This is a genomic window from Parabacteroides sp. AF17-3 (genome assembly GCF_003635445.1).
Classification (GTDB): domain Bacteria; phylum Bacteroidota; class Bacteroidia; order Bacteroidales; family Tannerellaceae; genus Parabacteroides; species Parabacteroides goldsteinii.
The window spans coordinates 604,668-628,701 of the sequence record NZ_QTMM01000001.1; the positions used below are offsets into that span (position 1 = coordinate 604,668).

13 protein-coding genes are annotated in these 24,034 nt (G+C 39.9%); 1 reads left to right on the top strand and 12 read right to left on the bottom strand.

Going from position 1 to position 24,034, the window contains the following annotated elements:
• Positions 1 to 63: 63 nt before the first annotated feature.
• From DWW91_RS02065 to DWW91_RS02080, 4 genes are all read right to left on the bottom strand, one after another.
• Positions 64 to 1,731: a RagB/SusD family nutrient uptake outer membrane protein gene (locus DWW91_RS02065; protein WP_122326789.1), complete on the bottom strand. Its 1,668-nt coding sequence runs from the start codon at positions 1,729 to 1,731 to the stop codon at positions 64 to 66.
• A gap of 13 nt (positions 1,732 to 1,744) precedes the next feature.
• Positions 1,745 to 4,984, bottom strand: coding sequence for a TonB-dependent receptor (locus DWW91_RS02070; protein WP_158599427.1), 3,240 nt, complete (start codon positions 4,982 to 4,984; stop codon positions 1,745 to 1,747).
• Between the two features lie 201 nt (positions 4,985 to 5,185).
• Positions 5,186 to 6,124, bottom strand: a complete 939-nt coding sequence (locus DWW91_RS02075) for a FecR family protein (protein ID WP_122326847.1) — start codon at positions 6,122 to 6,124, stop codon at positions 5,186 to 5,188.
• A gap of 77 nt (positions 6,125 to 6,201) precedes the next feature.
• Positions 6,202 to 6,762, bottom strand: coding sequence for an RNA polymerase sigma-70 factor (locus DWW91_RS02080; RefSeq protein WP_122326848.1), 561 nt, complete (start codon positions 6,760 to 6,762; stop codon positions 6,202 to 6,204).
• Positions 6,763 to 6,912: 150 nt separating this feature from the next.
• Between DWW91_RS02080 and DWW91_RS02085 the strand changes: the two genes are divergently transcribed.
• Entirely contained in the window at positions 6,913 to 7,149 is a 237-nt protein-coding gene (locus DWW91_RS02085; RefSeq protein ID WP_233584383.1) for a helix-turn-helix domain-containing protein, read from the top strand.
• Positions 7,150 to 7,769: 620 nt separating this feature from the next.
• On the opposite strand, the gene DWW91_RS02090 is transcribed toward DWW91_RS02085, so the two are convergent.
• From DWW91_RS02090 to DWW91_RS02125, 8 genes are all read right to left on the bottom strand, one after another.
• Positions 7,770 to 9,239 carry a sulfatase-like hydrolase/transferase gene (locus tag DWW91_RS02090; RefSeq protein WP_122326791.1) on the bottom strand — a complete coding sequence of 490 codons (1,470 nt, stop codon included), beginning with the start codon at positions 9,237 to 9,239 and terminating at the stop codon, positions 7,770 to 7,772.
• 6 nt (positions 9,240 to 9,245) lie between these two features.
• Positions 9,246 to 10,958, bottom strand: a complete 1,713-nt coding sequence (locus DWW91_RS02095) for a RagB/SusD family nutrient uptake outer membrane protein (protein WP_122326792.1) — start codon at positions 10,956 to 10,958, stop codon at positions 9,246 to 9,248.
• 12 nt (positions 10,959 to 10,970) lie between these two features.
• Positions 10,971 to 14,351 carry a TonB-dependent receptor gene (locus DWW91_RS02100; protein WP_122326793.1) on the bottom strand — a complete coding sequence of 1,127 codons (3,381 nt, stop codon included), beginning with the start codon at positions 14,349 to 14,351 and terminating at the stop codon, positions 10,971 to 10,973.
• A gap of 237 nt (positions 14,352 to 14,588) precedes the next feature.
• Positions 14,589 to 15,611 (bottom strand): FecR family protein, encoded by a 1,023-nt coding sequence (locus tag DWW91_RS02105; RefSeq protein ID WP_122326794.1) that lies wholly within the window; start codon positions 15,609 to 15,611, stop codon positions 14,589 to 14,591.
• A 70-nt stretch (positions 15,612 to 15,681) separates the two neighbouring features.
• Positions 15,682 to 16,275, bottom strand: coding sequence for an RNA polymerase sigma-70 factor (locus DWW91_RS02110; protein ID WP_122326850.1), 594 nt, complete (start codon positions 16,273 to 16,275; stop codon positions 15,682 to 15,684).
• A gap of 189 nt (positions 16,276 to 16,464) precedes the next feature.
• On the bottom strand, positions 16,465 to 18,774 hold the full coding sequence (locus tag DWW91_RS02115; protein WP_122326795.1) for a glycoside hydrolase family 3 N-terminal domain-containing protein: 2,310 nt from the start codon (positions 18,772 to 18,774) through the stop codon (positions 16,465 to 16,467).
• Between the two features lie 98 nt (positions 18,775 to 18,872).
• Complete coding sequence (locus DWW91_RS02120) at positions 18,873 to 20,504, bottom strand: RagB/SusD family nutrient uptake outer membrane protein (RefSeq protein ID WP_048315011.1); 1,632 nt, start codon at positions 20,502 to 20,504, stop codon at positions 18,873 to 18,875.
• Positions 20,505 to 20,519: 15 nt separating this feature from the next.
• A complete protein-coding gene (locus DWW91_RS02125; RefSeq protein WP_233584384.1) occupies positions 20,520 to 23,771 on the bottom strand; it encodes a TonB-dependent receptor in 3,252 nt (1,083 codons plus the stop codon).
• Positions 23,772 to 24,034 lie beyond the last annotated feature (263 nt).

Genomic DNA, 24,034 nt, shown 5'->3' on the forward strand with positions numbered 1-24,034 from the left:
GCCTTTGCCCAGGTGAAAGGCAAGGGCTATCTCTGTAGAATTAGTGGAAAACGGTAAATCCCATTAGTAATTAGGATTCTGTTTTAATGCTGTATTTGTTTCTATTTCTATTCTTGGAATAGGGAGTACATAATCTCTGTCTTTGTTGAACGAACGGAGTTCGATTACGCGCATGTCGTTTTTATTGGAGACTGTACTATAATCCGGCGTTCCATTTTCATCGATTTTAGGAGCAGAATGTAGATAGTCTTTTGGAGGTCTGCCATATAAAACTTCATTCATGACATTTTCCGCAATTCCCCAGCGGCGAATATCAGACCATCGTAATCCTTCCCATGCAAACTCACATTTTCGTTCTTTTCTAATGATTGAACGTAGTTCCGATTGATTTTTATTTGTTATGGGAGGCATATTTACGCTTTTTCTTTGCCGAACTTCATTAATTGCCTGATAAACGGAATTATCTATTTCTCCCAATTCGGTTTTTGCTTCAGCATACATGAGCAAAACATCCGCATAACGCATGATAATAAATGCCGTTTCGCTATTGTCTAATTCACTAGGCTTTGATATTTCATTATATTTTCTCCAGATGTAACCCGAAAAAGTTGCATAAGGATTTAAGGCATCCTGATTGGCGACCCGGCTTGCTGGAGAAGTTTTATAATTCCAGCATTCCACACTGTCTTTGTGAGTCTCAAATTGAAATCCCATGTATTCGGAACCGGGTAAGACGATTGTATATCCCAAACGCGGATCTCGGTTCTCAAATGGTTTTTGAGGGTTGTAAAGAGAGGATTTATCTATAGGGAGTCCATCAATGCATTCATATGAGTCAACTGTGGCCTGGACAGGTATTTTACTGCTGTAGCCCCCGCCCATTCTTGATGTACAGCCTCTTACTATTCCGGGGGTTCGATAACCTTCCTTATAAGTAATGAAGAACATCATTTCTTTACTATTCGATTGGGTGGCAGATTTGAATAAATTTTCAAAGTTGTCATCAATTTGATATTCACCAGAGTCAATAACTTCCTTAGCCGCTTTGGCTGCAATATTGTACATATTATTATACAAAGCGGTCCTGGCTTTTATAGCAAGAGCGGTTCCCTTGCTGATGCGCCCCCATTCATTGGCATCAATATGTACAGGGAGAACCGGAATAGCTTCATCCAATTCTTTTAGTATAAAATCGACTATTGCAGATTTGGATGTTTGGGGGATCTGGGCTTCTGCTAGAGTAAGAGTTTTTGTTACTAACGGAACATCTCCCCATGTTTCGGTCAGCATCAAATAAAAGTAAGCTCTTAAGAATTGGACCTCTCCTTTTATCCTTTCGTAAACAGCCGGAGTTGTTTCTGCTTTAGCCCGTTCCATGTTATCCAGTAAATAGTTACATCGTGCTACGCTGATATAATAATTTTTCCAAAGCTCTTCGGACCATGAGTTATTGGCATCATGAGAACCGTTTCCGATTGATTGCATGGATACTTCTGCTCTTTCCCAGGCTATATCTGTTGTTATATCTAAGAGAGCAGGCATGACCATTCCATAGTTAGTGCTTAACCACAAAGAACCGTAGCATCCCCACAAAGCCATTTCCAACTCCGTTTCATTACTGGGATATGTACTTGAAGAGGGTTTATCCAATGGATATTTTTCAAGTGAACTGTCGCATGAGAAAAAAGATAGACCTGTTATTACCAGGCATATGTATAAAAGATTTTTCATAATAATTTTACATTTAGAATTTTACATCCAATCCAATCGTGAACACTTTCACCTGAGGGTAGTAAGCTCCGTCTCCAACAGGCGCTTCTGCATCAAATCCATCCCAGAATTTATCAATGGATAAAAGATTCTGTCCACTGACATAAAGCCGGACATGGGAGAACTTTATTTTTTCACTTAACGTTTTAGGAAGCGTATATCCTAAGGTTACATTCTTCAGCCTTAAATAAGCAGCATTGGCCATCCAGAAACTGGAATTCTGTTCATTATTTGTTTCATTGAATGCCAAACGAGGAAAACGGGCATTGGGATTATCCTCGGTCCAATGATCTTTATGCATTTCCAGGGCAGAGGCTCCCCAATAGAATGGCATTGTTGCCTGCTTGTTTAAATATCCGTCAGCTTTTCCAACTCCTTGCCAAAACATACTAAAATCAAAACCTTTCCAACTTGCATCCAGATTTAATCCGTAGGTAAAACGTGGAACGGTATTACCGATGATTACTTCATCTTCGTTATTTATTATCCCGTCGTTATTTTGATCTTTATATTTGATATCGCCGGGAGCAAATGCACCAAACTGAGTGGCATGTTTGTAGGAACCGTCAGCATTGTAGTCTTCTTCGGATATGTAACCGATCGCTTCAAGTCCATAGATTGAATTAATGGAGTGTCCTTCCCTGTTTACAGTTAATCCAGTCATACTGATGCCTTTCAGGTCGACAACTTTGTTTTTTACATCGGATAATATGAATGAGGCACCATATCTGAAATCATTGATCTGGTCATTCCATCTCAATTCCAGATCCCATCCTTTGTTGGAAACTTTTGCAGCATTTTGATATGTAGGATTCAGACCAATGATTAGCGGAACATTGAGTTTCCATAAGATATCACTTGTCTTTTTATTGTAGTAATCGAATGAGGCTGAAAGTTTGGAGAAAAACTGCAGGTCAATCCCTAAGTCAAGCATTTCCGTTTTTTCCCATGAAATGGCAGAATTAGACATGTCGTTGATCGCACCGCTGGTAACAGGTTGTCCTCCGATAATATAGGAACTGTAGCTGACGACAGAGGCAAAAGCATAGTTTCCTATATTCTGATTTCCCAGTTGTCCCCAGGAAACTCTGAATTTAGCATTGTCGACAATATTACGTATAGGCTCCCAAAAACTCTCTTCTGAAATTCTCCATCCACCGGAAAAAGAAGGGAATACACCCCATTTATGTCCCAGGTCAAAACGGGAGGAACCATCATAACGGACATTTGCTTCAAATAAATATTTCCCCTGGTAATCGTAATTTATACGTCCGAAGAAAGAAGCCAGCGCATATTCAGATCCGGAACCGGATGCTTTTTGATTGTCACTGCCTCCCGCATTCAATTTTGGATATTGAGGAAATATGAAAGTATCGCGGGAAGCATCGATATAATCATCAGTTCCACTTTCCCATTGGAAACCAGCCAATGCTTTCAGGTTATGTTGCCCGAATGCTTTGTCGAAGTTCAGTAATGCTTTGAAGTCATGCGATAATCCCCAACTCCGGTGCTCGTATAGTGCACTTTTGCTGGGTTTACTGTATGCTAGTTCTCCATCGGCGTAATACGTATTTACACTTTTATTGTAAGTGCTGGTGATATTATTGTTATAAATAGGCGTATAACTGACATCTGCTTTCAGAAAATCTGTAAACTGATAACTTAAAGCCATATTAATGGAAGCTGAAGGCGTTTTGGTTTTAGCAAATCCGCCGTCTTTGGCAAACGCCAGTACATTATCTCCATCCCAGCCGACTGCATATTTTCCGTTTGATAAGACATCAGGATAAATGGAGGGAGTTCGGTTTATCCAGTAAATAACGTCATATATACCTCTGCCTGGAGTTTTCTGTGTATTATATTTTAAATACATGTCTAATTTGGCAGAAAAACGTTGGGTAAACTGCATATCAGAATTTAATCTCACCGTGAATCTGTTATAATCAGTGTTAGGAGTTATGCCTTGCTGATCATAGTAACCGATTGCAGCAAGAAGTTTCATCTTCTCTGTACCTCCGTTAAGTGTGAAAAAATGGTTTTGCTGGAATGCATATTGATTATAGACAGCTTTCTGCCAGTCTACATCCGGATAATGATCACGGTCGGAAGGACCTTTTTCTCTGTATTCCTGAATATACTGGTCTGTGTACAACGGGCTTCTTCCGACATTCCTGTATGCTTCGTTCAGCATGACCATATGATCTATCGCATTCACCTTATCCGGCAGGTCGGTTGGTGTTTGCCATCCGGCATATCCGTTATATGAAACGGAGAATTCTTTATTTTTAGCTCTTTTGGTAGTGATCAGGATCACTCCATTGGCAGCACGTGAACCATAGATAGAGGATGAGGCTGCGTCTTTTAGAACAGAAACGGATTCAATGATATTGGGATCGACGCTATTGAGGTCCATTGCGGTTCCGTCTACTAAAACCAAAGGGTTGGAGTCATTAAGGGTTCCTATTCCCCTGATCCGGATTGTTCCGGCATCTTGTCCCGGTTGTCCGGATTGTTGTGTAATAGTTACTCCGGGGGCAATTCCCTGCAAAGCTACGGATGTTTGTCCGACAGGTCTTTTCATCAGGTCGTCTCCCATAATGGCAGAGACAGCTCCTGTCAGGTTTTCTCTTTTTTGAACTCCGTAACCGACGACAACGACTTCTTCGATCGCCTGGGTGTCTTCCGTTAGTTTTATAGTGATTGAAGATTGATTATTAACGGCAACTTCACGTGTGTTGTATCCGATATACGATATTTGTAGCACAGCTTCAGGAGAGACCTGTAGGGAAAACTCCCCGTTTACGTCTGTGATTATACCGTTTGTTGTCCCTTTTTCCACGATGTTAGCTCCAATGACCGGTTCTCCGTTCATATCGATGACTGTTCCGGTTACAAATTTTTTCTGTTGTTCTGCCTCTGATTTGGATACGATAATATAGGAACCTTCCTGTACGTAGTTTAATCCGATATTTTTAAACAGATTATCCAATACTTGCTTTACCGGCTGATTGATCGTGTTTAAAGCCACTTTCTGACTCGTATCTACATTAATATTATATACAAATAGATAATCCGTTTGTTTTTCTATAGTATTCAATACTTCTTTTAAAGAAGTATTGCTGGCCCGGACGGTCACCTTCGTATTCTGCGAGTTCAAATTGATTGCATGTAATGAAAATATCAGTACAAACAAAAGGAATGAGGTTATTCTCATGATTCTGAAAAAATGTTTATGTCGTGATTTTTTTTGATAATAAGGTCCCGACAAAGATACTTTATTCATAACTTTGTAATTATTAGAGATTAATACAGTTGTTGATAATTGTGTTAGTCGTGAAGCGATAGATGTTCCCGCATTTATCGCTTTTTCTTTATGTGCTATTTCATAGGCGATATGATTTAATGGTTCGACATGTTATTTTATATAGATGATCGTATTGTTTTCATTCCTGGTAAAACTAAATCTGACATCTCGTTGGAGGACATGTAGTATAAAGTCTAACCCATCCGAAATACGGAATTTCCCACTACAAATATAACTTTCCAGCTTTTTGTTTTTATTGATAATCTGTATATCGTAGGTCTTTTCGAACTCTTTCATCAAATCGTTGAACGTGATATTCTCAAAACAGAGCAGACCTTCTTTCCAGCGATAAATATCATAGTTTTGTATCTGTACAACATTCAGTTGACCATTTATATAATCTGCTTTTTGCAGTGGATGCAACACTATTTTATTGGATGGTTCGGTTTTATCTGAAATTTGTATGGAACCTTCCATTAATGCGGCAGAAAAAAAGGAGGTTTTATTGTAGGCATTCACATTAAATTTAGTACCTAATACTTCTATATCATATTTACCGGTTTGAACAACGAACGGGCGTTTGGCATCTTTGGTAACTTCAAAATAACCTTCCCCATCCAATGTCACTTTTCGCTTGCTTTTCCCTTTTGTAAAGGAGGCCGGATATCTCATTTTAGTTCCGGAATTGAGCCATACATTTGTTCCGTCCGACAATAAAAGATTAACTCTTTGTCCCGTTGGCACTGTGATCGTGTTCATTTCCTGGTCTGTCTCCGTTTTTGTTATCCGGTAGGCTTGTAAGCCACACATGATGAACAGGGCGACAACTGCTGCATATTTGATTAGACTGTTCAGTTGGAACACTTTTCCGGAAGAAGAATGCAGCGTACTGTTTCTCTTGTTCTGAATAAGCAGAAGGTCAAAGTATTTACGTTCCTTTATGTATTCCTGCATGTTTTCTTCAGATGCTTCCGTCCAGTCGCAAACCTCTTTTTCTTCTTCAAGAGATGCTTTTCCTTCGAAAAAACGATATAGTATTTTTCTTTCCATATATAGTAAGCACATAACTAAAATGTATCCCTAATGGAAAAACTTACTTTTTTCAATAAAAACAAGATCGTTACTAATTAATTCAGGAAGATAAGAAAGAACGGGAGATAATCTTTTAATCTTTTTCTTAATACGCTGAGGGCTTTGGTTATATGAAATTCAATGCTTTTAGTCGATAAATCGAGATGTTCGGCAATCTCTTTATGAGTTTTATTTTCATACCGGCTCATAATAAAGATAGTACGTGTCTTTTCGGGGAGGCTTTCCAATGTCTCGTCTATCAGGCGTTGTGCTTCCGAACTGAATAACTCTTCCGGATCGCAGGCTTCCAGTGTCGTGATTTTTAGTTTCCTGACTCTGTCCATGTGGGTCCAGAGATTTTGTTCGATATCTTCCCGGATTCGTTGGTTACGTAGATAGTTGAGGCTTTTATGTTTGACAACTTCCATGATATAAGCCGGGATATTCGAATTGGAGCTGAGAGAATGCCGGTTTTCCCAATAATATACCAGACTGTCGACCACTATATCTTCGGCAGTATCTTCATCCTGAATATAAGTGTTAGCAAAACGGATGAAAATTCCCTGATAGTTCGAAAACAGTTTGTTAAATTCCTTTATCTCTGAAATGTTTTCCATATCGAATGATTGATAGGGTAAAGATATATAAAAATTGAAGATTACAATATTTCTTCCCATAATCAATATTTCTTAGCAAAGGTAATGCTTTTTGTGATATATGACATATATGTCATTGAAAAAGTAAAAAAAGCTGCTGTAATTTGAATCATGCAGAACATTAAGAATGATTTGTTAATAAAAGAAATAGCACGGCAGATTAAAGAGCTTCGGCTTTCCCGGAATTTGTCGCAGGAAGATGTTTATCTTGATACTGATATACATTGTGGACGTTTGGAACAAGGAAAAAATAATATAACTGTCAGTACTTTAAAAGTATTATGTGATTATTTTCAGATATCTTTATCAGAATTCTTTAATCGAATTGAAAAACAATTATCAAAATGATAATTTATCATAGATTTGCCGAGGCTGTATAGGGTAGGGATGGGGTTGGTTCTCATAGAAGTCGTTCTAAATGTTTGGTCCATGTCCATATAGATAATATTATTAAGCTTTTGATGATTAAACTGAAAGAATATATATGCAAAACGGATTTGTTTGTCTTTAAAAGGGGGCTTTGTTGGTGTGTTTTGGTATTTTGATTTCTTCTGATATTTTTCTTCTTCTAGAGTTGTAAATATGCTGTTTAACATACAAAATCAATGCTTGGAAAATGGATTTTGCTGAAAAATCTACTATAGTTGATATAATTTTGTGTTTAAACGAATTTCAATCTCAGTTAAAACGAATTTTTTTCGTTTTAACTGCATGTCAATTGGGGTCTAAACGAAGGTTTGTGATCTTTTTATCTGGAGCTAGTGTTAAAATATGTGTTTTTTATTCTTCTAGAAGTGATATTAATAGCTTAGGTACTGTTATTGTTTTGTGTATTTTTTGATCAAGAAGATTTTTTGTATTGAATGATGTTTATACTTAACCAAATACGGAGACTATCTGCATTTTTCTATCTCCGTATTTGATTTGCCAGCTTATAATAAACAAACTTTTAATGTAGCAATTTGTGTTTATTTATCCGGGTCTGTGTAGAGCTTTTTCCCTTCGTTCCAAGGGAGCATTTCTCCTTTTCCCCACCAGAAAAAATCATCTAGATTACAAAAATCGTTATTTTTCTCCATTTCTTCTTTTAATAACTTTTTGTAGGCTGCAAGTTTGAAGGCGTAAGCCGGTTCTTGGGCATGATTGACCATTTCCCAGGGATCGTTTTTCAGATCGAATAATTGTTCAGTTCTGAAGCCTCCGACATTATAGATGATATATTTCCAGCCATCTTTCACTAATCCGCGTTGAATGCTGTTGTATGCAAGGAACAGGCAGTCTCTGTGTTTATCCGCCCCTTTGATAACTGGTAGTAAAGATTTTCCGGTGACGGACGGAGCCGGCTGTGTGCCTGTCAAGTCACAAAGTGTTGGATATACGTCGTAAAGATAACAGTTCACATCTTTTTTTGTTCCTTTTTCTTTCTCTAGGCCGGGAACAGATATAACTAAAGGAACACGTACGCTGTGATCATATAAATTCTGTTTACCCAGCAAACCGTGCTGTCCGACTGCTAATCCGTTATCCGAAGCAAACACAAGGATGGTATTATCCATTTGCCCGCTTTCTTTTAGCGCCTGTATAATCCGTCCGATCTGTGTATCTACTTCGCTAATCATACCGTAGTATCCGGCTAACTCTTTCTGTATGGTTTGAGTGTTTCGTGGAATAGGAGATAAGACTTCATCGCGTACTTTCATATCTCCGTTATCAAACGGATGCTGAGGTAAGAAATTAATTGGTAAATTCAATGTATCAGCTTTATAACTCTGTGCATAATCCGGATGTTGCATACGCGGATCATGAGGCGAGGTAAAAGCGACATAAGCGAAGAATGGAGATTTCTCTTTTTTCCGTCCTTGCAGGAACTCTACCGCCGCATCGGCAAACATCTCGGAGGAGAATTTTTTTCCGGTAAATGGTTCGCCTGCATAGTCGCCTGCCGGGTCGTAATGATAGAGGCGTGGAGATACATGTCCGTTTGTCTGATAAGAATGCATTCCTCCGAAGAAAATATTTTCTCCCTTCTCGAAAGAGCGGTTGAAAGACTTACGATCCGAATGCCATTTTCCGGTGGCAAACGTGGTGTACCCGTTTTGCCTCAATAACTCGGGAAGAGTAACATGTTGCTCCGGTATCCGGGCACCGTCCTGAATGACTTGATAAACCCCTCTTCCGGTCATAATCATTGCTCGGCTGGGCATCGACAGGGCACCCCCTAACGAACCATTGGTGTATGTCCGGGTAAATGATATGCCATTATCTACGATCCGGTCGATATTGGGTGAATGAACCTGATCGCATCCATAGGCGTGGATACACGTACTTTGCATGTCATCGACAAGGATGAACAGGACGTTCGGCGCTTTCTTTTTAGATTGCGCCAAGCATGCCGTTGATAAGGCCAGTGTGAAAACTGGAATGAAGATTTTTCTCATATTTTATTACCAATTTGGGTTCTGTTTCAGATTTGAGTTCAGTACCAGCTCTTCAGTCGGTAACGGGAAATAATAATGTTTGGATTCGTCAAACTTACGTCCGTTCGGTAAAATCTTTTTATAGGGGAGAATATAACCATTCTCATCTATGTCGATATGTTTACCAACTACGACTGTCGGGTATTGGGACTGTACGAATTTCATTCCCCGTACCGTTTTTTCCAAAAGCTTACCCGCTTTCCAACGCATCAAGTCATCGTAACGCATTGCTTCGAGTGCAAATTCAACTCTCCGTTCGCGTCTGATTTCATCAATCAAAACTGGGAGTTCCGGGAAATCGGATGCAGGATCTTTTTCCAATGTCTCGATTCTCATATCAGGCATTCCGGCTCTTTTTCGCAACAGGTTGATTGTGTTATCCAAAACGTTTTGGTCACATAGATTCAGTTCGGCAGCTGCTTCTGCATAGATCAGCAATGTCTCTGCATAACGGAAAATCGGAGCATCCAGAATACCGTTTTGGTAACGGAGATATTCTTCACGGTCATCTACCCAGTATTTAATGATCTGATATCCTGTGGGAATCACACCAGTTGCAATGTTAGAACCCGGGATAGACGGTTTTAATGTTTCACGTTGTAAATCTTTTCCCGGATAACAAACCGTTTGTGTTAGTCGAGGGTCACGATTTAGAAGTTCGCTTTGTATGCTGTCATCTCCCAGATAATGTTCTTTACATAAGGATATAGGTTTTCCACATTTGCAAAGATAAGATTCTATTAAAGATTTGGATACACTGAATCCTAAATTAGCTTCTCCGCCTTCAATAAAATTACTCGTTCGATTACCCAGCAATCCAAGTTCATATACTTTATAGTAAATCATTTCCGGGTTTCCTTTCAAATCGAGAGAGCAAAACAATGTCCGATAGTCCCATTCCGGATCGCCTGTGTTATAGACGGAATAATGCTTTTCCGTTATCAGCGTATTTGCCGCAGTCATGGCTTCTTTCAGGAATTTCTCATGGTTTTCTATTCCATGATATTTTCTGAATGTCCCTTCATGCAGGCATATTCTGGCTTTTAAAGCCAAGGCTACGTCGCGGTTAATACGGTTGGGGGAGGCTTTCTCGTAAGCTGGTAATTTACTTATCGCCCAGTTTATACAATGCAGGACAGAGTCCATGACGATAATCCGGGAGTCGCGCGGACCATATAATTCTTCAGAGTCTACATTCAGATCTTTGGATATCCAGGGTACATCGCCGTATCGTTTGACTTTTTTGAAATAATCCCATGCTTTAAAGAACATTACTTCTCCGGCATACGCGTCTTTCACATTTTCTTTGATCGGGGTTTTCTGGTAGCGGTTCAGGAAATAATTACATTTTCTGGTAAAGGTCCAGTTCCAGTCTGAATCTCCACTTTTGGCGGGGACGACATGTTCTCCCGCAGCTATGATATTATAATCCTGGGGAGCCATATTATCACTCTGGTTATCTCCTGTCAGTAAAGGACTTTTTGTATGGCCCGAGGCGTGTCCTTCAATAAAGGTGTAGAGTCCGTTACAGTAAATTTCCAAATCTTTTTCAGAATTCCAGAAATTCTCGTCGCTGATACTGGTAGTAGGATAGCGGTCCATGAAATCATTATTACAGGAGCATACTCCTAAAAGTATGATTCCTAGAAGTGTGTTTGTTATATATTTATACTTTTTCATACTGATATTTCTTTATAGTGTTATTTGAAGACCAAACAAAATAGAACGTTGTAGCGGATAATATTCTCCGACATTCCCTATGATTTCCGGGTCGAATCCACCTTTAATATTTGTGATTTCACATAGATTCTGTCCGGAAAAATAGACTCTTAGCCTGTTCAGGTATAATTTAGAAGTCAGAGCATTTGGTAATGTGTAACCCAATGTCAGGTTCTTTAAACGGGCATAGGCACCGCTTTGCAAGAAACGTGTTTGAGTTTTTGCATTATATCCGGCTGATCCGGCCTTCCAGATAGGATATAAAGCGTTAGGGTTATCTTCACGCCATGCATTGTTATAGACTTCATAGGTACCGACTGCTCCGGCATTGTTGATTTGTCCCCAAAAGAAATTTCCGCTCGGAAAGAAATCCCGTTTTCCTACCCCCTGAATGAAAATGTTGAGATCGAAACCTTTCCAGGCAATGTTACCTGTGATACCGAATTGATAACGAGGTGTTGTGTTTCCGATAATTTTAGTGTCTCCTGGGTTGTCTACGGTTTTGTCGCCCCAGTTGATGACTTTGTCACCATTTAGATCGGCATAATGCACATCTCCGGGGCCCCATTTACTACCATTGCCTAATTGACTTTGGTCGGCAGATGCTGCGACTTCTTCTTTCGACTGGAAGATGCCTACGGTTTCATATCCCCATATTTCACCGATCGTTTTGCCTACGTAATAGGTCTCATATAGTTTACTGGGGTTGTTGTCGTATTTAGTAATTTTGCTGACATAGTCGGATAGGATCAGACTTACATCATAATTGATGCCGTTATTTAATGCATCTTGCCATCTTAAAGAGACTTCCCAACCGTTTGTTTTCATGTTTGCATTGTTACGGCGTGGTGAATCTGTTCCTAAAATAGACGGTAGTTTGTCACCTTCGGTCAGCATGTTGATGGTACGGCGGTCGAACCAGTCAAAGCTGGCTGATAGTTTATTCAATAAAGTGATATCGACACCTAAATTCAACGTTTTTACAGTTTCCCAGGTAAGGTCGGAAGCAACCAGGCCGGGGGCTGTGACCGAAATAGGAAGATTTCCGTTTAATATATATTGTGTTTGTTGTGTTACGTCGAATGTGGAGATATAGGGATATACGCCTGAAACATTTTGGTTACCAAGACTTCCGTAATTAACGCGTACTTTTAAGTCATTTAACCAGTTACGGGTTGAGGACATAAAATTCTCTTCTGATATTCTCCATCCACCGGCAAAAGATGGGAAGAATCCGAAGCGTGAACTATGGGGGAATTTGGATGTACCGTCGTAACGTCCATTCATCTCAAACAGATATTTACCTTTATAATCATATTTAAAACGCATGAAGGCACCCCGGATAGCCCAGGCCTGTTCGGAATCTTTCCCGATTATATTACCTGTCCCTAAATTGATGGACGGAACTTCCATTGATACCAGATTTTCTTTTTTTATGGACGACATGCGGTATAATTCCCATTCTTGGTTGAAACCGATCAAAGCGTAAATATTATGCTTTTGGTTGATACTTGTTGTATAGTCCATAAAGATGTTTCCTGCGAAATAATCGGTATGGCGGTTCTCATCCGAAATGAAGGATGGATATGTCGCGCTGTTTTGTGTAGTCCACGAATCACGGATATAAGAGAATTCTTTCTGAATATCTTTATTCCTGTAATTCGTTGTACGGTAGCTAAAATCCCCTTTCAGTTTCAATCCTTTTATGATATCCCATTCTCCGTTAATCAGAAAGGTCGCGTCTTCACGTTTGGTGTTGTTTCTTGAGCCGCTTGCCAGGAAATTATAAAAATGTTCGGTAGGAACACCTCCACCCACGGGAGAATCCTCCGGAGTATATATCGGATAAAGAATTTGCGGTTCGCCACGAGTCATTTGTTCCCACCAGCTGGAGCCTTTTGTCGTATAGCGATGAGGTTCGTCATAGATTGTTTGTGAATAAGTAGCCTTAAATCCCAGTCGGAAATTTTCAACTAATTTTGCAGAGACGTTCGTCAGGAAGTTATAACGTTTGAATACGTCGGTATAATCTTTGAACATTCCGTCCTGATGCATCATACCAGCCGATGCGTAAAAATTGATTTTTTCGGAACCACCGTTTACACTGACTGTATGTTTATGCGTTGGCGACCATTTACTCAACATCTGTGCATAATTGTCATTTCCTCCGTTCCAAAAGATTTTACCGTTATCCAATACATGATAGATCGGATTATTTACCGGGTCGGCATTATAATCTTTCACCCATTGTACTTGCTCATCCGTATATTTGTTTTTACCGGAATTGTTGAATGAAGATTCGTTGGACGCATCCATATAATCTACCGCACTTAACATATCGGGTAGATAAGTATGCGTATTGAACTGGATACTTCCAGAGTATTCAATGACCGGTTTTGTATTTGCTTTCCCCCCTTTAGTTGTAATTAAAATAACACCGAAAGCCCCTCTTGCTCCGTAAATAGCTGCCGAAGAAGCGTCTTTTAAGACGGAGATGCTCTCGATATCTTCCGGATTCAACATATTGAAATGTGTCATTTGTACTCCGTCTACCAGGATGAGAGGAGATGTGTCACCGTTGCTGATGGTGGCGGCCCCGCGTATATTCATTTTTGCGGTGGAATTCGGATTGCCATCGGAGTTATTGATATTCAGGTTAGGGACAACGCCTTGCAGTCCCTGGCTCAGATTTGTAATTGGTCTATTCTCCAATACTTTGGAGGATACCTGCGATACGGCTCCTGTTAGGTTGACTTTTTTCTGAACACCATAGCCGACAACAATCACTTCTTCCAGGGCTTGCGAATCTTCCTTCAGTTCAATATTGATCGTTGTTCGTCCTCCTATTTTAATTTCCTGCGTGTCGTAGCCGACGTAAGTGATTTGAAGGGTTGAATTGGGTGATACTTCCAGTGAGTATTTGCCGTTCAGGTCTGTAATCGTACCATTAACGGTTCCACTTTCAATTACGTTCGCTCCTATTACCGGTTCGCCGTTTGCATCAGTGATAACACCGGAGATTCTTTGTTTTTTATCATCCGGGAGATTTGTATCGGTTTCTTTTTTTACAATGATATTTTTCCCTTTTATTTCAAAGGATAATGTTTGACCGTTTAGTATCTGTTTTACAACTTCAGATATGGGTTTATTAGTTGCTGCAATTGAAATGGTTTTTCGGGTATCTATGTCCCCGGAGGCGAAAACAAAGGAATAGCCATTTGTCTCTTTCAATGTTTCAATGGCTTTTTTAACCGTCACATTATTTAAATTCAGGCTTATGTTTTGCGCAAACACTGTTAAATTCAGGCAAAACATCACCAGGACCATATATATGGCCTTCTTTCTGATATTCATAAGTAATTAGAATTAATTGTTTTAAACAAGAAATTTTAATACCGGAAGTAAAGTTTTACTATATTTGTCAATACTTTCGGAATTCGCAGTGAATGGAGTCCGGATATCTGAATCGGAGGATTGTGCAGATCCTCCGGTTCTTTTTATATCGAACTCGGTTTTTACGTTCTAACCAGGGTCTCTTCTTTTCATATAAATTCAATTTTAAGTTAATAAATAAGTATTAAATAAAGACTTTTATTTGGCGGATAAATAGATGTCTTTTTCATTTATCCTGTATTCTAGTTTTCCAGTCGAAGCTAACATTTCTAATATTTCCTGGATAGTCTGTTCTTTTCTGACGAAGTTTCCGTAGAAACGGAATGTTTCCAGTGAATTGTCTTCCAGGTGTATTTTTACGTTATAACTTCTTTCCAGTTCTTTGATAATATCCGGCAGCAATTCTTCGTCGAAGAACAGGAATCCGTTGGTCCATTCCGCTGTATACCGTGCTTCGGAGGCGGAAACCATCAGTTTGCCGTTTTTCTTGTTCAGGATCGCTTTCTGATCGGGTTCCAGATAACAAAGGGCATCGTTTTTCAGATAGTTTCTTAAACTCACTTTTCCTTCCAGCAGGCTGACGGACACTTCTTCGTCTTCCGGATAATTCCTGAAATTGAATTTTGTTCCCAACACTTTTAATTGCAATTCTTTTGTCGTGATTTCAAAAGGTAATTGTTTATTGCGTGTCACTTCGAAATATCCTTCACCACTTAATTTCAGTTTTCGTTCTTCTACACCGAAGCCTTGTGAATAGGTGATTGTCGAACCGGCATTCAGCCATACCAAGGTTCCGTCCGGAAGATATAATCTGGTTTTTGACCCTAACGGAGCTTCGACGACCATTTCGGCAAATTGTTTCTTTACCTGTTCGGTACCGGTCCGGTAGGAAGCGAAGGAAATAAGACAGAGAAGTGCGACGGCAGCTGCCCCATAAAAGAATTTATGTAAAGATAGCTTTTTGACGGTTTTCTCTTCTTGATGTGTTTGGCGGGTTCTGCTGAGGAACCGGCTGTATGCTTCTTCTTTATTATATCGTTCTTCTTCGCTTGCACTGATTGTTGAGAACCAGATCTCACGCATCTGTTGGAAATGTTTCTGATTTTCCGGGGATGCTTTGAGCCAATTCTCCAGTTCTGCCAGTTTTTCCGCTTCCAGACCTTGCGAAAGGTATGTTGCGATCAGTTCATCTATCTTGATATGTGTATTTGTGGGCTTCATTTGTTATGTTCTTACTTATATGACAGTTGAAAAGAATGGGAGGGTAGTGTGGGCGGACAAATTTTTTATTTTAAATACAGAAACAGCAGAGGAGTATAAGCAAATACCTGTTTAAATCGGCATTCAGACGGGATATTGCGTTTTTAATATGGTACTTGACGGTATTGACGGAAATACCTAATTCTCTGGCAATTTCTTCATAACGTTTCTCTTCGAACCGGCTTTTTTGAAAAACGATCCTGCATTCATCCGGTAATCTTTCGATAGCATTTTTTATTTCCTGTTCGAGTTCGTTTTCCAGAAGTCTTGCCAGCGGGTAATCATCCGATGAGAAAACAGAATTGATCCATTCGTTTTGCTGGTCGATAACGGAAAAGCGAACTTCCCTTTTTTCTCTTTCCAGATTTAGGTAATTTATGCAGCGGTTACGCACAGCCTGGACCAGGTAGCTACGAAGGGAGGTGGTTATATTGACTGTTTCCCTGATTTCCCAAAGATGGAAAATGGCATCATCCACAATAGTCTCTGAAAGAAAGTCATCCTTCAGAAATTCGTAGGCAATCTTACATAACAAAGTATAATGATGATCATATATGTATTTGTATGCTTGATTATCCCCCGATTTCAGGGAATGAATCAAATGTAGTTCTTCCTCTTTTTCCATCATAATAATCCGCTCTCCCTGTTACATGAAAGATGTATTGTCGCAAATATACATGAATTTATATAAATCTCAGTTAGTATTTAGAGAAAGAGGTAGGTCTTTTTTTATTTAGACCTGGAACTAAATGTGAAGACGTACCTCTAAATTGGTTTAAAGGTACGTCTAATAAAAAGAGATAAGGAGACCTTATTATTGTATAAATATATCTTGTTCCAGGCGTATATCATTAAACGAGCGTCCTATTTTGAATATGAATTTACCTGGTTCTACTGTATATTTCATTTCAGTATTCCATAAACCCAGGTTGGAAGAAGGAACGGTAAAATGGACCGTCTTCTCTTCCCCGGCTTCCAGTTCAACCTTTGTAAATTCTTTTAGGAGGGCAACAGGGGTTACAACGCTTGAAACACAGTCGTGTACAAATAATAAAGGTGTCTCTTTTCCGGTACGGTTTCCTGTATTTTTTACTTTGAAAGATAATTGAATATCTTCTTTCAGAGAGAAGACCGTATCGAGTTTTAAATCGCTATACTCAAAAGTTGTATAGCTTAATCCATGTCCGAAACAGTATGCCGGTTGATCGTCCGAGCGAGAACTTCCAAGGCCATAACCGGTCCAGTAACGTGAAGAGGACTGATAATAATACATGGGAATCTGACCGACATTTTTAGGGATTGTTATTGGAAGTTTTCCGGAAGGATTAACCTGTCCGAAGAGAATTTCGGCCAGCGCTTTTCCCCCGTACATGCCCGGTTCCCAGATATCAATGATTGAAGGGATATTCTGGGAGATCCATTCATTATTTAAAGGTTTCCCATTTACTATTACGGCAACAACCGGTTTTCCGGTTTTTTGAAGAGCCTGGACTAATTCGACTTGTCGGCCGTAAAAATCAATAGACGGTCGGTCAGCCGACTCTCCGTAAGTTCGTAGTCCCCAATCCGATCGGATTCCGTATCCTCCGATTACGACGACAACCAGATCGCAGGATTTAGCTTTTGTTACGGCATCGGATATGCTGTAATCGGAAATACCGCCACCTTCGGTAAGCAATTGTTTCTGCAAAGCCGGGTCAGTCGTATTGGTTTTTTCTTTCGAAATTTTTGCTTTTATCCGGCCGCTGTTGCTATAAACGACTTCTATGCCAGGTACAACTTCCCGGATTCCTTTTAATACAGTGGTTACGTTACTGTCTGGCTGAAAGAAGGACCAGTCACCTAAGATAGATTGATTGTCTGCATTGGGACCAGTTACCAGGATTCGTTTATATTTTTGAACATCAATGGGTAACAAGTTATTTTCATTTTTCAGAAGAACAATACATTCACGGGCGGCTTCTAAAGATAAAGAACGGTTTTCTGCCGTAGCATAAATATCTTTATCCGGATCAATGTATCTGTTTTCAAACAATCCTAGTTCGAATTTAATTTTTAAGATTCTTCTGACTGCATCGTCAATTCTTTTGATAGGGACTATCCCTTCCTGCACTAACTGTGTCAATGGCACTATAAACTGTGTCGTGTCGGGTGAGTACATGTGCATATCCATTCCGGCATTAACAGATTGGCGAAGTGCGTCTTTCTGATTTTCAGCGGTAAAATGAAGCGTCTTCAGATTGTCCATATCCATCATGTCACTGACGTAAAACCCCTTGAATCCAAATTCATTCTTTACGATGTCTGTCAACAACCATTTGGAAGCATGGGCGGGTATTCCTCCAATATCATTATGACCGGGCATAATCGTCATACAACCGGCTTCGATTCCCGCCTTAAATGGAGGTAATATATAAGAACGTAACGAACGCTCTGAAATATCGGCCGAAGCATGATTGACACCCCCTACGGAAGCTCCACCGGCTGCCAGATGCTTCATTGAGGCAGCCACTCTTTTTTGTGGATCTGCATTTTCCTGTAATCCTCTGATGGCTTGTTTGACCAGTTCGCTTGACAGGTAAGGATCTTCTCCGTAGGTTTCTCCGGTTCTTCCCCACCGAGCGTCGTAAACAATGTCTACACAAGGAGCAAAAGTCCAGTGTGTACCAGCCGAACGTATTTCACCAGCCGCTGTCTTTGCCGCTTTTTTTACCAAATTGCGATTAAAAGTGGCTGCCATACTTATTGATGTCGGAAATATGGTTCTACCGGATAATGTGCCATAGCCATGGGCAGCGTCCATGCCAATCAGGTAAGGAATCTTTAGTCTTGTCTTTTCTGATAACGCCTGAATTTTATTTGTCTCTTCCGGTTCCATTCCGGCAATCCATGCTCCGAAATCATAATATCCGTTTTTTATAATTGCATCTTTATCCCATTCGGAGACCATATCCATTTGGCCTATTTTTTCGGTCAGGGTCATTTGTTTCAGCAGTGCTTCAACTCTCTCTTCTACAGGACGATTAATATCCATATAAACGGATGTGTCGATTGTTTTCTCCGATGTACAGCTGTTGAATGACAAGCTTGCTATACAAGCGAAAATGTATGTTGTTATTTTCATGTTTAAAAGACGATTTTGAAATAATAGAGGCTGTCCTTTCAGATAAATAGATCTTTTATGAACAGCCTCGCTAATTTAAATTTTACGTGTACGAATGTTTACCATTCGGGATTTTGTTCGAGGTTCTCATTTAAATCAATTGCAGCTTGTGGAATAGGCCACAGATACATGTGATCTTTCCATACCCTTTTTTCCAGAAAGATGTTTTCACGTTTACCAGAATCGGTCATTTTAGCAAATCCGTAAACATTTCCGTTTTTGACTTTATCACAAATTCTCCAACGGACAATGTCATAATAACGTAAGCCTTCGAATGCAAATTCGACACGCCGTTCATGGCGTAATTTTTCTCTTAAGACATTTTGAGAAGCCATTTCGATGCCAGGCATACCACCCCTGTCGCGAATTTCATTAATCAATTTGACTGCTTCGTCTAGGTTTTCATCTTTTTCGATGAGCGCTTCTGCTCGCATTAACAGGATATCTGCGTAGCGGATGATAGTCATGTTTTTGTGACTTCGTGTAGCATCGACTTCTTCACCTTCAAGATCAACCCATTTAGTTACTAAAAAACCGGTACTGTGAGGTTCTTTGGCCAAATAATCACGGCTGTTGGGATCTTCTATGCCATAGACAGATTTTACGATTCCGTTTACTTTCCATTCCCAACCGGGAGTTATAATTGTTGATTTGAGGCGTGGGTCCCGATATTCATATTCTCCATATCCTCCGTTGTCAGAGATTTCCTGACGTAATTTGCAATATTGGCAGTTCAAATCCTGGCATTGATCGTAAGGATGTCCTCCTATACATTCATATTCGTCTACCAGATTTTGTACAGGTAACAGACGCAGCCAACCTCTGTAAACGCTGGATTGAGGTGACAAGTCGCGGTTGAGCGTTGTTGTCTTTAGCGGATATGAATATTGTTTTTCGAAAATGACTTCCTTATTATTGCCATCGGCTGCCGGACGGAATAATTCTTCATAACTATTTTTTGCCGGGTCATTATCATAGGCACGATAGAGTTCGTATTTACCGGTATTCATTACTGCGGCGGTATGTTCTAAAACTTTATCATATTGCTTTTCATGTAAATAGATACGGGCCAGATAAGCATTGACAACATCTTCGTTAACACGTCCGCTTTCTTCAGACGGTTCTTTTTTTATGTCGGTCAATACATCGTTTAATTCCGATAGGATAAAGTTTAGGACTTCTTTTCTTGGTTGCCGGCTTGTTTCTCTCGATTCTTCGATGCTCAGTACTTTTTTTATCAGAGGAATGTCCCCGAAATAAAACAGCATGTCATAATATATGAATGCCCGAATAAAACGAACTTCGGCAGTTAAATGAGCATATTCCTCTTCCGTCAAATATTCTTTCGATTTCTCCAAACCATCCAGAACGTAATTTAAATTGGCTATTTCAGTGTATCTCCATTCTTCTTTTACTTTACCGGTGTATGCCGTCCAGGAGCCGTCGGCCATGGGATAGTTATCTCTCCACATGGCATTATCGGTAAATCCGTCACGGAAAGCGACTATATGGTCCATTCCACTATTGTAGATTTTGACGTAACATTCATTTACCATCAGGCGTGATTGCTCTGCATTTTTCCACCATTCGGATTCTGGAATCTGGTCGAGTGGAGGTGTTGTTAAAAAGCTATCGCAACTGTTTAGCAGAACTGTAACGAACAAACATATCAATAAATTTATCTTTTTCATTATACTTTCCTTTCATTAAAATTGAACATTCAAACCAAAAGAGTATGTTCTGGATAAAGGATAACTGTAAGCATTTCCTGATTCCGGATCATATCCTGCAACAAAGTTGTCTATTGTAAATAAGTTAGAGGCCGAGAAGAATATACGCAGATTTGAGAATCTCGTATTTTTAATCAGACTGTTTGAAAAATTATATCCTAATTGCAGGTTTTTCATACGCAGATATCCGGCATTGATTTTCCAAAAGTCGGAAGTAGCATAATTGAAAGATCCTTGAACGTTATCCAATACCCTAGGGTATGAGGCGTTGCGGTTATCTTCTGTCCAATAATCCAGCTGATGTTCAAATACTGGTCCTTTTCCGGCATCGCTTAATGGTTGTACTCCCGGACCTCCCATGATATAGTCTTTTTTTCCGATCCCTTGGAAAAAAGCACTGATATCGAAACCTTTCCAAGCTGCACTTAAACGTAAACCGTATAGGTAATGAGGAGCACGGTCTCCTAAGATTACTCTGTCATCGCCGTCGATCTTGTTGTCTCCGTTCTGGTCTTTATATTTTATATCTCCCGGCTTATTTTTGATATTCTGAAATGGTGATTCGGCAATTTCTTCTTCCGATTGGAAAAAGCCTAAAGCCTCATAACCGTAAATAGAATTCATTGGTAATCCGACATCTGTGTAACCATCTTTCCAAGGACCTGTTCCTCCTAAATCTTTTACTTCATTTTTATTGTTGGATAGATTGGCCTGGATGCCATAACTTACATTTCCTATTTTATCATTCCAGTTTACTTCCAGTTCCCATCCGCGGTTTTGTACTTTTCCGATATTTACATTCGGATTGCTAAAACCGTATTCCATAGGGACAGGCAGTCCGATCAAAATGTTATTGGTGTTCTTTATATAGTAGTCGAATGTAACCCCAAGCCTATTTTTTAATAATTGGAGGTCTGTTCCGAAATCCAGCATTGTTGTGGTTTCCCATCTCAGTTCTGTATTTCCTAAGTTTTGTAAATAACCGGTTTGAATCCATGTATTATTCAAGACTGTGTTTCCGATGCCGATAGTGGTGTAGCTCGGATACAGGCCTAATCCGGAAGAAGAACCGGTTTTACCCCATGTAGCACGTATTTTCCAGTCGTCCATAAAAGTTGCATTACTCATAAAATCTTCACCGGTAATACGCCAAGCGGCTGCAACTGATGGGAATGTAGCCCATCTGTGTCCTTTGGCAAATCGGGAGGAGGCATCAGAACGAATATTGAATGTCAGGAGATACTTCCCTGCATAATCGTAGTTAATACGTCCTAAAAAAGAGGCAATAGCCCAATGGTCTGCATTTCCGTCGTTGCTCCAGTTGTCCATCGAACCTCCGGTCAGGACATGAACGAGGTCGGTCGGGTAACCATCTCTGTAAGCGCTGATCCAGTCGGACTTCTCGCTTTCCTGTTGATAACCGGCCAGGACATCCAATGAATGTTTACCAAACTGTTTTTGGTAAGTCAATAATGCCTGAAGGTTATAATAAGCTGAATAGTTGCGACTTTCGTCTAATGAATTTTGCTCCAGAGTCACATTATCTTTCGAATTATAGTCGGTTATCTGGAACTGGCGTTTCATTTTGGAGCTTTTGTTGAAAATGTAGTTTACGTTAGCCAATCCGGTTAATTTCAAACCGTCTATAAATTCGTAACTTAATTTGAAAATACCGGATGCGTCGTGAGTATCATCCTGCCAGTTTCCTGCTTCGTATAAATAAGCCAACGGGTTTACAATGCCGTTGGAGTTGTAAGCATAGCTTCCGTCGGTATAATAAGCAAGGTATGTAGGATTCATTTTATAAGTATCGATGATGATGCCATCAATACCTGTTCCGTCCGAAGTTCCCATGGTTTCATCTTTTTCACGCAGGATATAGCGCATATCAAATGAGAGATTGAAACGTTTGCTGATGGCCACATCCACGTTTGAACGGACATTGAATACATTCTGGTTTACTTCGGGTATAACTCCTGTCTGATGATCAAAACCTCCGCTTAAATAATATTTGACCCCTTCGTTACCTCCTGTTGCAGCAATCGAATGGCGTGTTGTAATGCTGTTTTTGAACATTAAGTCGATCCAGTCGGTATTCGGATAGCGGTTTAGGTCTTCTCCGCTTGCAAACTTACGGATATCATCTTCGGTGAAAATGTCTGCCTTACCTAAATTTCTTTGGGATTCGTTTCTTACCCGTGCATATTCTGCAGAGCTGACGGTTTTTGGCATATTAGTAGGCGTGTTAACTCCGATATATCCATTGTATTTGAAAGTCGGCTTTGCACTTTTACCACGTTTGGTCGTTACCAGAATAACACCGTGTGCAGCACGTGAACCATAAATAGCGGCAGATGCGGCATCTTTCAATACTGTTACACTTTCAATGTCGTCTACGTTTAGATAATTGAACTCGCCAGGAACCCCGTCTACTAATAACAGAGGAGAGCCGGCATCATTGAGTGAGGTTGCACCGCGTAATTGAATGGAAGATGCGGTGCCCGGCTTGCTTGACTGCACGATATTCAGTCCGGCAACTGTGCCTTGTAAGGCATCTGTGACTGTTTGTAGAGGTCTGTTTTCCAACACTTCGGATTTGACAGAACTGACAGCTGTCGTCAGATTTCCTTTTTTTACCGAACCGTAACCTACAACAACAACCTCTTCCAATGCTTCTACATCTTCTTTCAGGATGATTTTCAGGTTGTTTTCTCCTTTTATCGGAATATTTTTTTCTGTATATCCGATATAAGTTATTAATAAGGTAGCATCTGATATGGTATTAAGGGAGAATTCTCCATCGAGATTAGTCACTGTCCCATTTGTTGTTCCTTTCTCTACCACATTTGCGCCGATTATCGGATCTCCGTTTTGATCAACAACGATTCCGGTTATGTGCTTTTTTTGTTGTGCAACAATGGGTATTGTAGTGGGGGACTTTTCAAACAAGTATATTTTATTGTTTTTAATTTCATAACTCAAATTGGTATCGGCAACGAGTTTTTCCAATACCTGGGCTACATCGGCATCTTCCACCTGAATACTCATTCTTCTGTCCAGGTTGACGATCTGTTTGCTGTATGCTACGCTTAGTCCTGTCTGCTTGGTAATAGTAGACAGTATCTTTTCTACTTTTACGTTATTGAGGGAGATGGATACCCTTTGGGCGGAAGCCTCCGCTGTAAAAGTTAACAAAGAGATGACAAGAAATAAGAATGTCAGTTTCATTGCATTCGGGATTTTCTCAATTAATATTAAAAGGTGCCTGGGGATAAGGCACAGATTATTTTTTTTCATATTTTTGAAATGAATTTATGTATTAGAAATTAATTTGAATTTCGGTACGTCGAATAACCGGGGATGTGGGGACATTTCCGGTTATTTTTTTGAGTCTGTTATGTTGTGTCGTTCATGCTTGTCTTTATTTATAGGTTAAACAATATGATAGTTTCTCGATCCTTTACAGGGCGACTAGTCCCTGTTCGTCTTTA

What these genes read in the sequence shown, in the direction of transcription:
- DWW91_RS02065 (WP_122326789.1), bottom strand. Translation starts at nt 1,731, where the DNA reads ATGAAAAATCTTTTATACATATGCCTGGTAATAACAGGTCTATCTTTT.
- DWW91_RS02070 (WP_158599427.1), bottom strand. Translation starts at nt 4,984, where the DNA reads ATGAGAATAACCTCATTCCTTTTGTTTGTACTGATATTTTCATTACAT.
- DWW91_RS02075 (WP_122326847.1), bottom strand. Translation starts at nt 6,124, where the DNA reads ATGGAAAGAAAAATACTATATCGTTTTTTCGAAGGAAAAGCATCTCTT.
- DWW91_RS02080 (WP_122326848.1), bottom strand. Translation starts at nt 6,762, where the DNA reads ATGGAAAACATTTCAGAGATAAAGGAATTTAACAAACTGTTTTCGAAC.
- DWW91_RS02085 (WP_233584383.1), top strand. Translation starts at nt 6,913, where the DNA reads ATGCAGAACATTAAGAATGATTTGTTAATAAAAGAAATAGCACGGCAG.
- DWW91_RS02090 (WP_122326791.1), bottom strand. Translation starts at nt 9,239, where the DNA reads ATGAGAAAAATCTTCATTCCAGTTTTCACACTGGCCTTATCAACGGCA.
- DWW91_RS02095 (WP_122326792.1), bottom strand. Translation starts at nt 10,958, where the DNA reads ATGAAAAAGTATAAATATATAACAAACACACTTCTAGGAATCATACTT.
- DWW91_RS02100 (WP_122326793.1), bottom strand. Translation starts at nt 14,351, where the DNA reads ATGAATATCAGAAAGAAGGCCATATATATGGTCCTGGTGATGTTTTGC.
- DWW91_RS02105 (WP_122326794.1), bottom strand. Translation starts at nt 15,611, where the DNA reads ATGAAGCCCACAAATACACATATCAAGATAGATGAACTGATCGCAACA.
- DWW91_RS02110 (WP_122326850.1), bottom strand. Translation starts at nt 16,275, where the DNA reads ATGGAAAAAGAGGAAGAACTACATTTGATTCATTCCCTGAAATCGGGG.
- DWW91_RS02115 (WP_122326795.1), bottom strand. Translation starts at nt 18,774, where the DNA reads ATGAAAATAACAACATACATTTTCGCTTGTATAGCAAGCTTGTCATTC.
- DWW91_RS02120 (WP_048315011.1), bottom strand. Translation starts at nt 20,504, where the DNA reads ATGAAAAAGATAAATTTATTGATATGTTTGTTCGTTACAGTTCTGCTA.
- DWW91_RS02125 (WP_233584384.1), bottom strand. Translation starts at nt 23,771, where the DNA reads ATGAAACTGACATTCTTATTTCTTGTCATCTCTTTGTTAACTTTTACA.